Raw genomic sequence first — 12,608 nt, forward strand, 5'->3', positions numbered from 1 at the left:
CATTCGCAGCGTTCCGGCACAGACCGGGTCCCTATCGAGATGATTTCTATCATGTCCTCCGCTGCATCTTTCCGCACAGAAAACGACCTGCTTGGCTCCCTCGAAGTACCGGCTCAAGCGTACTACGGCATCCAGACCCTGCGAGCGGTGAACAACTTCCGTCTCTCCGGCGTTCCGATCTCGCATTACCCGAAGCTGGTGGTCGGTCTGGCCATGGTCAAACAGGCCGCCGCTGACGCCAACCGTGAGCTGGGCCATCTGAGCGAAGCCAAGCACGCTGCCATCAGCGAAGCCTGTGCCCGACTGATCCGCGGTGATTTCCACGAAGAGTTCGTGGTCGACATGATTCAAGGTGGCGCCGGTACGTCCACCAACATGAACGCCAACGAAGTGATCGCCAACATCGCGCTGGAAGCGATGGGTCACCAGAAAGGCGAATACCAGTACCTGCACCCGAACGACGACGTGAACATGGCACAGTCGACCAACGACGCCTACCCGACCGCGATCCGCCTGGGTCTGCTGCTGGGTCACGATGCGCTGCTGGCCAGCCTCGACAGCCTGATCCAGGCGTTCGCGGCCAAGGGTGAAGAATTCAACCACGTCCTGAAGATGGGCCGCACCCAGCTGCAGGACGCCGTGCCGATGACCCTGGGCCAAGAGTTCCGCGCCTTCGCCACCACCATGGGCGAAGACCTGGCCCGCCTGAAGACGCTGGCCCCGGAAGTGCTGACCGAAGTGAACCTGGGCGGCACCGCCATCGGCACCGGCATCAACGCCGACCCGCGCTACCAGGCCCTGGCCGTGCAGCGTCTGGCCCTGATCAGCGGTCAGCCGCTGGTGCCGGCCGCCGACCTGATCGAAGCCACCTCCGACATGGGCGCCTTCGTGCTGTTCTCCGGCATGCTCAAGCGCACCGCGGTCAAGCTGTCGAAGATCTGCAACGACCTGCGCCTGCTGTCCAGCGGCCCGCGCACCGGCATCAACGAGATCAACCTGCCGGCGCGCCAGCCAGGCAGCTCGATCATGCCAGGCAAGGTCAACCCGGTGATCCCGGAAGCCGTGAACCAGGTGGCCTTCCAGGTCATCGGCAACGACCTGGCGCTGACCATGGCGGCCGAAGGCGGCCAGCTGCAGCTGAACGTGATGGAGCCGCTGATCGCCTTCAAGATCCTTGACTCGATCCGCCTGCTGCAACGCGCCATGGACATGCTGCGCGAGCACTGCATCGTCGGCATCACCGCCAACGAAGCCCGCTGCCGTGAACTGGTCGAGCACTCGATCGGCCTGGTCACCGCGCTGAACCCGTACATCGGCTACAAGAACGCCACCCGCATCGCCCGCGTCGCCCTCGAGACCGGCCGCGGCGTGCTGGAACTGGTGCGCGAAGAAGGCCTGCTCGACGACGCCATGCTCGCCGACATCCTGCGCCCGGAAAACATGATCGCCCCACGTCTGGTTCCGCTCAAAGCCTGAACCGACGCGAAATTCGCTGTACCGCTCACCAGGTCGAGGGACTAGACACCTCTCACCTTTTGAGGGCTTGGGGATTGCTCCCCAAGCCCTTTTTTTAACTTTCCGATCCTGAGACCCGTATGTCTGGGGATTGCTCGCACAAAAAAAAGAGCAGTCTCCACACAAGCCCGGCGCCGGTAACGCCGGGTGTTTCAAAGCCTACGTTCCGTCGCTTGCACCACAACCGTGCAGACGGGCGCCGCACTGATAGGTATAGTGCCGCCCCTCTTCGCGTGAGCGGTCGTCGGTAACGAGGCCCAAACCCATGCGAAACCCGAACTAATAACAAACCCGCGATATGGAACCGGGACGAAACCATCGCCTCGCCCGTTGTGCCGCCCGCACACCGGTGTAACGCGATGTTTCCGACCTTCCAGCATTTGCTTACACAAAAAACAGCGAGGAAAAATCCATGCTAGAAGTCATCAACGACTTCCTCTCAGGCAAAGTACTGATCCTGCTCATTGTCGGGCTCGGCAGCTACTTCACGATTCGCTCGCGTTTCGTTCAACTGCGCCACTTCACCCACATGTTCGCGGTGTTCCGCGACAGCCTCAAAGGCAACGCCGGGCAGCTCAGCTCGTTCCAGGCCCTGATGCTCAGCCTCGCCGGCCGTGTCGGCGCGGGCAACATCGCCGGCGTCGGCATCGCCGTGACCCTGGGCGGCCCGGGCGCGGTGTTCTGGATGTGGGTGACCGCACTGGTCGGAATGTCCAGCAGCTTCTTCGAATGCACCCTGGCCCAGGTCTACAAGCGCGCCGACGGCGACGGCCTGTACCGCGGCGGCCCGGCCTACTACATCCAGCACGGCCTGAAGCTCAAAGGCATGGCGGTGGTGTTCTCCATCCTGCTGCTGGTCACCTACGGCTTCGCCTTCATCGGCCTGCAGTCGTACACCGTGACCCACTCGCTGCAGAACGCCTTCGACTTCGATCCGCGCCACACCGGCATCGTCCTGGCGGTGCTGCTGGCCATCACCTTCATCGGCGGCATCAAGCGCATCGCCGCGGTGTCCGACCTGCTGGTGCCGGTCAAGACCCTGGCCTACATCGCTGTGACCCTGTACGTGATCGGCACCCAGATCGAACACGTGCCGGCCATGCTGGAAACCATCTTCAAGAGCGCCTTCGGCCTCGACCCGGCCTTCGGCGGCCTGCTCGGCAGCGCCATCGTCATGGGCGTGAAGCGTGGCGTGTTCGCCAACGAAGCGGGCCTGGGCAGTGCGCCGAACGTGGCTGCCGTGGCCGCCGTGAAGCACCCGGGCGCCCAGGGCGTGGTCCAGGCCTTCAGCGTGTTCCTCGACACCTTCGTGATCTGCACCTGCACCGCGCTGCTGATCCTGCTGTCGGGCTTCTACACCCCGGGCTTCGAAGGCGACGGCATCGTCCTGACCCAGAACTCGCTGGCCGCCGTGGTCGGTGACTGGGGCCGCCTGTTCGTGAGCGTCGCGCTGTCGCTGTTCGTGTTCACCTGCATCCTCTACAACTACTACCTGGGCGAGAACAGCCTGCAATTCCTCAGCCGCAACCGCGTGGTGCTGATGGTGTTCCGCGGCCTGGTGCTGGCGCTGGTGGTCTGGGGTTCGATGCAGGATCTGTCGACCGTGTTCGCCTTCGCCGACATCACCATGACCTGCCTGGCCTTCGTCAACCTGATGGCCCTGGCCATGCTGTTCAAGGTCGGCCTGCGCGTGATGCGCGACTACGACGAGCAGCGCCGTGCCGGCGTCGACCAGCCTGTGTTCGACTCGCGCAAGTTCGCCGACCTGGACCTGGACCTGCAGGCCTGGCCTGCCGAAACTTCGCCGGCCGCCAAGGCCGAGCCGCAAGGCGTGCCCGCAGCGCAACGCTGACGGGTGAACGGCGGGCGCATCCTCTGCGCCCGTCGGTTACAGTGCGTTAAATGTCGGAGCGGGCATGCCCGCTCCCACAGCACCTCACCGTTTCGGAGAATCCCATGAACCCTTCGACCTACCCTGCCGCCCAGCACGTCATGGTGCTGTACACCGGCGGCACCATCGGCATGCAGGCCAGCGCCAACGGCCTGGCCCCGGCCTCCGGTTTCGAGGCGCGGATGCGCGAGTACCTGCACGGCCAGCCTGAGCTGGTGGTGCCGCAGTGGCGCTTCCGTGAGATGGCGCCGCTGATCGACAGCGCCAACATGACCCCGGCCTACTGGCAGCAACTGCGCGAAGCGGTGGTCGACGCCGTCGATGTGCAGGGCTGCGACAGCGTGCTGATCCTGCACGGCACCGACACCCTGGCCTACAGCGCCGCCGCCATGAGCTTCCAGCTGCTGGGCCTGCACGCCCGCGTGTGCTTCACCGGCTCGATGCTGCCGGCCGGCGTCACCGACAGCGACGCGTGGGAAAACCTCAGCGGTGCGCTGACCGCCCTCGGCCAGGGCCTGGCGCCGGGCGTGCACCTGTACTTCCACGGCGAGCTGCTGGCGCCGACCCGCTGCGCGAAGGTGCGCAGCTTCGGGCGTCATCCGTTCAAGCGGCTGGAGCGTCAGGGCGGCGGCACGCACGCCGCTTCGCTGCCTGCCCAACTGACCTACGGCGCGCCGAAGCAGTTGGCGAACGTCGCGGTGCTGCCGCTGTTCCCCGGCATTTCGGCACAGGTCATCGACGGCCTGACCGCCAGCGGCATCCAGGGCCTGGTGCTGGAGTGCTACGGCAGCGGCACCGGCCCGAGCGACAACCCCGAATTCCTCGCCAGCCTCGGCCGGGCGCGGGACAAGGGCGTGGTGGTCGTCGCCGTGACGCAATGCCATGAGGGCGGGGTCGAGCTGGACATCTACGAGGCCGGCAGCCGTTTGCGCGGCGTGGGCGTCCTGTCCGGCGGCGGCATGACCCGCGAGGCGGCGTTCGGCAAGCTGAACGCGCTGCTGGGCGCGGGGCTGGACGACGCCGATGTGCGGCGCCTGGTCGAACTGGACCTGTGCGGCGAACTCGCCTGACACCGACCGAACCTTGCGGCGAGTGAGCCCGCTCGCTCGCCGCAACGGTTCACCCTTGCCGTTCCCGTCCGGCATGCAACTTGCTGCATTCCAGCCATCCCCAGGCTGGAAGATCCCATGCTCCACTCCCACCTCACCACCCTCAACGCGGTCTCGCTGATCCTCAACACCTTCAAGGACCAAGGGTTGTCCGACGATGCGCTGCTGGCCGGCAGCGGCATCAGCACCGCAGACCTGAACCGCGCCGACACCCGCATCACCACCAACCAGGAGATGCAGGTGTGCGCCAACGCCGTGGCGCTCAAGCACGACATCGGGCTGGAGCTGGGCCGGCGCATGCATGTTTCCTGCTACGGGATACTCGGTTACGCCCTGCTCACCTGTGCCACCTTCGGTGACGCTCTGCGCCTGGCGGTCCGTTATCCGGCGCTGCTGGGCACCCTGTTCGAACTGAGCCTGGAAGACGACGGCGAACAGGTCTGGTTCGTCGCCGCCGACTACCGCGAAAGCCCGGCGATGGCGGTGTTCAACGCCGAGTTCTGCCTGGTCTCGCTGAAAGTCATCTGCGACGACCTGCTCGGCCACCCGCTGCCGTTGCGCGCCGCCCGTTTCGAACACGCCGCCCCGGACTACCGCGACAGCTACGCCCAACCGTTCGACTGTCCGCTGCACTTTCGCGCCAAGGACAATGCCTTCGCGTTCGAGCGGCGTTGGCTCGACCAACCGCTGCCGCTGGCCGACACCATCACCCACCAGGCCATGGCCGAGCGCTGCCGCAAGCAGAACACCGAGTTCACCGGGCGCCAGGCCTGGCTGGGACGGATCCGCCAGTTGCTCGGCGCGCAGCTCAATTGCGCACCGGGGCTGGAGGGGCTCGCGCAGCAGATGAACTGCTCGCCGCGCACCCTGCGCCGGCACCTCAAGGACATGGGTTGCAGCTATCAGGAACTGCTTGATGAGCTGCGCTTCGAGCGGGCCAAGCAGCTGCTGTGCGAAGACCAGATGCCGATCTACCGCATCGCCGAGACCTTGGGCTTCAGCGAGACCGCGAGCTTCCGCCATGCGTTCGTGCGCTGGAGCGGCGTGGCCCCGAGCCAGTTCCGCCCCCACGGCTGAGCCCCGCCTCGGCACGCGCGAGGGGCGAATTGAGGTCAGCACTTTTGGCCGCATCGATCCCCTTTTGGCCGCTCCCGCCGTTCTCCGATCCGCCTCGGGCCGCAACACTGTGTTCAACCGAATCAGCCCTGCGGAGAACAACAAATGCTGACGATCTACTCGGACGACCACCACCTGCACCACGGCCGCTGCGAACTCATCGACGGCCAGCTCAAGCCGTGCTTCGAGATGCCGTCCCGCGCCGACCACGTGCTGCAACGGGTCAGGCACCAGAACCTGGGCCCGGTGCAGGCGCCGAAGGATTTCGGCCTCGAGCCGATCGCCCGCATCCACAGCCGCGACTACCTCGATTTCTTCAAGGGCGCCTGGACGCGCTGGACCGAATTCAACACCGACGGCGACCTGCTGCCCTACACCTGGCCGGCGCGCACCTTGCGCCAGGTGAAGCCGACCAGCCTGCACGGCCAGCTCGGCTACTACAGCTTCGACGGCGGCGCACCGATCACCGCCGGCACCTGGCAGGCGGCCTACAGCGCCGCGCAGGTGGCGCTGACCGCCCAGGCGCAAATCCAGCGCGGCGCCCACAGCGCCTTCGCCCTGTGCCGTCCGCCGGGACACCACGCCGCCAGCGACCTGATGGGCGGCTACTGCTACCTCAACAACGCCGCCATCGCCGCCCAGGCGTTCCTCGATCAGGGCCACAAGAAAGTCGCGATCCTCGACGTGGACTACCACCACGGCAACGGCACCCAGTCGATCTTCTACGAACGCAGCGACGTGCTGTTCACCTCGATCCATGGCCACCCGGAGGCGGAGTTCCCATTCTTCCTCGGCTATGAAGACGAGCGCGGCGAAGGCGCCGGCGAAGGCTTCAACTTCAACTACCCGCTGCCGGCCGGCGCAGGCTGGGACGTCTGGAGCGCCGCGCTGGAGCAGGCCTGCCAAGAGATCGAGCGCTACGGCGCCGACATCGTCGTCGTGTCCCTGGGCGTGGACACCTTCAAGGACGACCCGATCTCGCAGTTCAAGCTCGACAGCCCGGACTACCTGGCCATGGGCAAGCGCATCGCCGCCCTGGGCAAGCCGACGCTGTTCGTCATGGAAGGCGGCTACGCCGTGGAGGAAATCGGCATCAACGCGGTGAACGTGCTCGAAGGCTTCGAACAATGAACAGCCTCAAGACCCTCATCGCTTGCGCGCTGTGCGCCGCGCTGCTCGGCGGCGCGGCCCACGCCGAAGAACGCACCCTGCGCGTCTACAACTGGTTCGACTACATCACCCCCAAGGCCCTGGAGGATTTCAAGGCACAGAACGCCCAGACCAAACTGGTCTACGACATCTTCGACACCAACGAAGCGCTGGAGGCCAAGCTGCTGACCGGCAACTCCGGCTATGACGTGGTGGTGCCGTCCAACGTGTTCCTGGCCAAGCAGATCGAGGCCGGGGTGTTCCAGCCGCTGGACCGCAGCCGTCTGCCGAACTGGAACCACCTCGACCCCAAACTGATGAAGCTGATCGAGGCCAACGATCCGGGCAACAAGTTCGCCGTGCCGTACATGTACGGCACCATCCTGATCGGCTTCAACCCGGCCAAGGTCAAGGCGGTGCTGGGCGACGACGCCCCGGTGGACAGCTGGGACCTGATCTTCAAGGAAGAGAACATCAGCAAACTCAAGCAGTGCGGCGTCGCCCTGCTCGACTCGCCGTCGGAGATCCTGCCGCTGGCCCTGCAGCACCTGGGGCTGGACCCCAACAGCAAGAACCCGCAGGACTACGCCAAGGCCGAAGCGCTGCTGCTGAAGATCCGTCCGTACGTCACCTACTTCCATTCCTCCAAGTACATGGCCGACATCGCCAACGGCGACATCTGCGTAGCGGTGGGCTACTCGGGCAGCTTCTCCCAGGCCGCCAACCGCGCCAAGGAAGCGAAGAACGGCGTGGTGGTGGACATGCGCCTGCCCAAGGAAGGCGCGCCGATCTGGTTCGACATGCTCGCCATCCCCAAGGGCGCGCAGAACCCGCAGGACGCCTATACCTTCATCAACTACCTGCTGCAGCCGCAGGTGATCGCACCGGTCAGCGACTTCGTCGGCTACCCGAACCCCAACAAGGACGCCACGCAACAGGTCGACCCGGCGATCCGCAACAACCCCAACCTGTACCCGACCGACGCGGCCATGAACACGCTCTACACCCTGCAGCCGCTGCCCCGCGACGCCGAGCGCGCCCGCACCCGGGCCTGGATCCGGATCAAGTCCGGCACCTGATCCGGCTCCAACCGACAAGACCCGCCCCGTGCGGGTCTTTTTTTTGCCTGCGGTAACCGGCTACCGCAGGCACCGTCCGAGGCACGGATACCGTGGCAGCGAACAAGATTCCCCACAGGCCTCCCAACGGTTGCGACCCATGAGCGAAACCCCGACAGAAACGCCCGTCCCGCTGCTGCAGAACAAAAGCCACGTGATCGAACAGATCAGCCGCGGCCCGACCCTGCATGCCGCCACGACACGACAATTGCGCGACGCACTGAAGCAGCGCTTTCCCGACCTCGACATCGATCCGGACGTGGCGGTGGTAATGGCCCCGGTCTGGCACGAGCGCAACGGCGCGCTGGTCAGCGGCAGCAGCCACTTCGAATCGCTGAGCCATGCACTGGTGCGCCTGGCCCTTGACCGGAACAGCGCCAACTACATCGAAGGCGAACATTTCCTGACCCTGACGCCCTATGCCCAGGAGCCGGTCCACTTGCCCGTCGGCATGGATGCACTGACGGCGCTGCTCAACGAGCAGGCGCCGCAGATCTTCACGAACTTCCAGCAATCCCAGCTGGACTACTGGAACGAGGCCGTCGGTGCGCTGCCGCGCTGGCAACGGCTGTCCGACATGCTCAGGGCCGCGCTTGACGTGGGCGCGGTCAACGATTGGGATACGGATCAATGCGCCTTGAGCCGCCTGGTCTCAAGGTTCCCCGACAAGGCCTCGCGTCCGCTGGAGGACAGCGGTCTGTCGAATGTCCGCGCCCGCCTGCCGGACCTGGACTATGCCTTCGATTTCGCCGACTCCTTCGACACCCGGCACCTGATGTCACCCGGTGCGCTGGTGCTGACCGCCAACTGCGGCGACCGCGAACTGATCGTGATGTACACCGTCTCCGACGGTTACGAAGCCTTCGATTCGATGGAGCAGCTGGGTGCCGTGCTGCCCGAACGGATCGACGTCAATCTCGGCGGCTTCAGCCTGAAGTGGCGCCTCTACGAGCCGGAAGGAAACGTCTTCGACGCCATGGCCTGGGCGCTGGTGAACTGCCAGCTCGACTCCATCGACGCGCTCGACCCGGCCAGCCGCTCGGCCGAGGCCCGGTTCGCGCCGCGCCAGACCGAGATCCGCACCCTCAGCCCCCGCGACAACCAACGCATCGCCCAACTGGCCGACGCGATGCCGCCATGGTTGTCGACCGCCTCGCTGGAGGACATCCAGACCTACAGCGCATGCCTGAACACCTTGGGCCTGCTGCACGAGGAGGCCGAGGACGCCTTCGACCCCGCAGGCCTCCCGTCGATACAGACCTACGCCCAACGGCGAATGCGCGAAGCCATCGTTGCCGAACGAAAGGGCGACACGGCTGCGGCGCTGCACCTGGATGACGTGCGGATCACCGTGACCCAAAGCTTCGAGGTCGGCGGCCTCTTCCTGCCTTCGCCGTTCGAGCGCAGCGTCCAGACCCTCGGCCAGTTCGCCCTGAGCAACACGCCCCCCTACATGGCGGCCGTCGCCTACGCCGACGGGTCGGCGACGCCGGACTGGATGACGCCAGCGTTTCTGACACGCATCGCCGAAAAGGTCGATGTCGGCGAAATCTACCCGCAGTTGGTCAAGCGCACCCTGATCGACGACCCGGAGCGGGCCCGGCGCCACAGGCGGCTCTACTGCCTTCAGTTGCCGACCCTGCTGCAACTGCGGGCTTTGGAGTGCAAGCTCAAGCACGAAGGCAGCGTGGATGAACGGGGATACCGGCAGATCTGCCGGCTGGCGGCATCCATGGCCGGCAGCACCCCGCCCGCCGACTGGCCGGTGCAGATCCGGCCCTTGGCGTTCTTGCCGCGGTTCCGGCTGGGCAGCGGGACCGACACCGTCACCGGCATGTACGTCATCGGCCCGGACCAGGGCCGCAGCGAGCCGTGCCTGCTGTACCGGCCCCTGATGAAGCGCTCGCTGCTCCAGTTCGAGTCCGCGCAGAACATGCTGTACGCCTTCCACCAGCCCGGCGAACTGCGTGACTCGGTGCTCGCCTGGCTGGCCGACGAGGAGCGCAGCTTCGAGTACGCCCAGTACGTGTTTCCCAACGGCATCCCCTCGCCGCGCACCATCGTCGACCTGGCGTTCGAGCCGTTCATCCACCTCGGCCTGTCCCCCTCGATCGAGCTGGCCGGCGCGCCGTTTGCGGGCGATATCCCCACCGCGCTGTACAACGACCACAGCCGGGCACTGGTCAGCCTCGCCGACCGCCAGTCGACCTCGAACGCCGAACGGCGCCGGACACTGCTGGTGGAGAGCGGCTGGGCGATGTTCGGTGTGGCCGCCAGCTTCCTCAGCGGCCCGGCCAGCACCGCCGTCTGGGTCTGGCAAGGCATCAGCCAGATCCAGCAGGCCCTCGAAGCCCACGAACGCGGCGATACGGTGGTGCAATGGTCGTCCACCGGCGATGTGCTGCTGACGCTGAGCATCCTGCTGACCCACCGCATGGCGTGGAGCCGGCTCCGGCTTGCAGGCCCCACGGTTAAGGGCACCGAGGCCGAACCCTTGCCGGAGCCGGCCCTGATCGAAGCACCAGGCTCACCGGTGCAGGCGAGGGTCTTCCAGAATCCGCCCCTGCCGCAAGCCGCCCTGCCTGAGGCCCACCTTGGCGACCTGGCACCGATCAACGGAGTGCGCACCGCCTCCGGAACGCGGTTCGAGCAATTCATCGACCGGCTGCAGGCGGCACCGGAGCTGTCCGCAGCATCGACCCCGGACGCAGACCGTTTGTACGGGGCGGGAGGAAAACGCTACGCCCAGGTGGGCAAACGCTGGTTCCAGGTGCGCACCGACGGCGATGGGGCCACCTGGGTGACCGACCCCGAAGATGCCGGCCGACCAGGGTTGGCCATCCGCTTCGACGCGGCGGAAAACCGCTGGGTCTGGGACCTCAGGCTGAGGTTGCGCGGCGGCCAGCCGACGAGCAAGATCGCGGCGCTGCGGCAAAAGAAAGCCGCTGAGCGGGACAAGGCCTGGGCCGCGCTGCAGGCGTTCTGGGCACAGGAACCCACCCAGCAGGCGGCCTTGCAAAAGATCCTGGTGCCTTCCGAGGACCATGACCTGACATCGGAGATGTCGCCGCAGGCCATTGCCGCCTACCTGACGCAATCCGAAAGTCTCGCCAACGGCTACACCCAGGCTTTGACCGACCTGCTTGCCTGGCGCACCGCCGGAGGCACCGGCAAGTTCTATGAAGCGCAATTGATGCGCCTCACCGCCGAACAGCACCGATTCATCAACGGCTGGATGAGGATGAAATTGCGCGAGTACGCCCAACAGGTCGTACCGCTGATCCGCCAGACGGCGGAATCGCCGCCCTTGCCCCGTGCCGAGCAGATCGAAAACATACGGCGGTCCATCGCCATCAGCGACGAAATCGTCGCACAGCTCGATCAGCTAGACAGCTCGCTGGATCGGCTGATGAAAGAGTCCGGACAGACCCGCAAGACCGCATTGGGCCTGCGCGACCTGCGCCCGACACTGTCGCGCTATGACTTTCTCGGCAATGAGATCGGCATGTCCCCCGAACTGTGCCTGATCGACGGGCCGGGCAAGGACGCCGAGGCGTTGCGCCAGAGTGTCATGACCGTGTTCGACGAAGCGGGAATCGCGGGCCACGCGCTGGCCGGGCGCAGCGCCGATCCCGAAACGGCGGTCACGCCCCTGCAAGAGATGGAGGAGGCCACCGCGCTGGTCGATCGCCTGGAAGCCTGTGACCGGCGTCTGCGGGAACTGCTCGCCGACTCGCCCGGGCAGTTGGAGCCGATCCGCTTCCGCCGGATTCAGGGGCTGGTCACCGAGTTCCTCGAACTGTCGCGCAAACGCCTGCTCGAACGGCTGCCCGAACCGGAGGAGATTCCGTTGGCCGCCATGGCCAGGCTGGATCCCGGGCCGTCGACCTCGAGGCCCCTCGGCAAAGTGACCAGGCTGCAGCCACGGGTTCTTGAGGCGGTGCGGGCAGGCCCTGCGCCCAAACCGACCCCGGTCGAGAAGGTGCCCGTCTTCAAGGCTCCCGTTCGCCGCACCGTGCAGCCCCTTCCGGCGGAGGACGGTCAGATCCTCGAACGGGGCCGTTCGCTGTACGACGACAACGATCTCTTCATCAAGCACACAAGCGCGGATTCCCGGCGGCCCCGGCGCATTCCTGCGGACATGAAGGATCTGTTCGACCAACAGGCCGTCCGCCTTCAGCAGGCGGCCAAGGACGTCGATGCGGCCTACGGGCGCATGAGCGCGTCGGGCAACACGCCTTACGCCTTCAGCAGGCTGAGCCAGGATCTACGTTCGGCGGCCGCCAAATGCAATCGGGAAGGCATCCGGATCTACGGCGACATGATCAAACGACGCAAACCCCGGGAAACCTACCTTCAATGGCTGCATGAACACGGCCAGGTCAACATCGTCAAAGACCCGCGCGGCCGCATCAGGACCCGGCAACGCAAGGACTGGTTCCAGGAGTACCGCGTGCTCGACAAGACACAGCAGAACAAGCCGCTGTGGGTCGCTCACTTCCACTACGCCAACGTGACCGACGCCGAAGGCGGGTTCACCGTCGCCCACCTCAAGCCCGCCGACGAGTACCTCAAATCCCTGCCGGAAGCGGCGCGCCAGGAACTGGGCACGTTCGACGAGGTGGACAACGCCCTGCGCCGGTTGATCAAGCCCGAGGCGATCGACCTGTTTCTGAAGGTCCGCTCGCCCGCCCCGCCCGGGCCTTGAGC

At 65.9% G+C, this 12,608-nt stretch carries 7 protein-coding genes; all 7 read left to right on the plus strand.

What is annotated here, in order from left to right; all coding sequences use genetic code 11:
* The first annotated feature begins 51 nt into the window (after positions 1 to 51).
* Entirely contained in the window at positions 52 to 1,476 is a 1,425-nt protein-coding gene (aspA, locus tag CAG33_RS12530; protein ID WP_085579118.1) for an aspartate ammonia-lyase, read from the plus strand.
* A gap of 451 nt (positions 1,477 to 1,927) precedes the next feature.
* Positions 1,928 to 3,367 (plus strand): sodium:alanine symporter family protein, encoded by a 1,440-nt coding sequence (locus CAG33_RS12535; RefSeq protein ID WP_085579121.1) that lies wholly within the window; start codon positions 1,928 to 1,930, stop codon positions 3,365 to 3,367.
* Positions 3,368 to 3,471: 104 nt separating this feature from the next.
* A complete protein-coding gene (locus tag CAG33_RS12540) occupies positions 3,472 to 4,476 on the plus strand; it encodes an asparaginase (RefSeq protein ID WP_085579123.1) in 1,005 nt (334 codons plus the stop codon).
* Positions 4,477 to 4,593: 117 nt separating this feature from the next.
* Positions 4,594 to 5,592 (plus strand): AraC family transcriptional regulator, encoded by a 999-nt coding sequence (locus CAG33_RS12545; protein ID WP_085579125.1) that lies wholly within the window; start codon positions 4,594 to 4,596, stop codon positions 5,590 to 5,592.
* Positions 5,593 to 5,736: 144 nt separating this feature from the next.
* On the plus strand, positions 5,737 to 6,762 hold the full coding sequence (locus CAG33_RS12550; RefSeq protein ID WP_085579127.1) for a histone deacetylase family protein: 1,026 nt from the start codon (positions 5,737 to 5,739) through the stop codon (positions 6,760 to 6,762).
* Positions 6,759 to 7,859, plus strand: coding sequence for a polyamine ABC transporter substrate-binding protein (locus tag CAG33_RS12555; protein ID WP_085638626.1), 1,101 nt, complete (start codon positions 6,759 to 6,761; stop codon positions 7,857 to 7,859). The genes CAG33_RS12550 and CAG33_RS12555 overlap by 4 nt, the downstream gene beginning before the upstream one ends.
* Before the next feature lie 139 nt (positions 7,860 to 7,998).
* Positions 7,999 to 12,606, plus strand: coding sequence for a DUF6543 domain-containing protein (locus CAG33_RS12560; RefSeq protein ID WP_085638628.1), 4,608 nt, complete (start codon positions 7,999 to 8,001; stop codon positions 12,604 to 12,606).
* Positions 12,607 to 12,608 lie beyond the last annotated feature (2 nt).

This window comes from Pseudomonas sp. B3(2017), assembly GCF_002113595.1.
GTDB lineage: Bacteria > Pseudomonadota > Gammaproteobacteria > Pseudomonadales > Pseudomonadaceae > Aquipseudomonas > Aquipseudomonas ekonensis.

Excerpts from the sequence above, each read along its gene's own strand:
- aspA (WP_085579118.1), top strand. The coding sequence starts at position 52 with ATGTCCTCCGCTGCATCTTTCCGCACAGAAAACGACCTGCTTGGCTCC.
- CAG33_RS12535 (WP_085579121.1), top strand. The coding sequence starts at position 1,928 with ATGCTAGAAGTCATCAACGACTTCCTCTCAGGCAAAGTACTGATCCTG.
- CAG33_RS12540 (WP_085579123.1), top strand. The coding sequence starts at position 3,472 with ATGAACCCTTCGACCTACCCTGCCGCCCAGCACGTCATGGTGCTGTAC.
- CAG33_RS12545 (WP_085579125.1), top strand. The coding sequence starts at position 4,594 with ATGCTCCACTCCCACCTCACCACCCTCAACGCGGTCTCGCTGATCCTC.
- CAG33_RS12550 (WP_085579127.1), top strand. The coding sequence starts at position 5,737 with ATGCTGACGATCTACTCGGACGACCACCACCTGCACCACGGCCGCTGC.
- CAG33_RS12555 (WP_085638626.1), top strand. The coding sequence starts at position 6,759 with ATGAACAGCCTCAAGACCCTCATCGCTTGCGCGCTGTGCGCCGCGCTG.
- CAG33_RS12560 (WP_085638628.1), top strand. The coding sequence starts at position 7,999 with ATGAGCGAAACCCCGACAGAAACGCCCGTCCCGCTGCTGCAGAACAAA.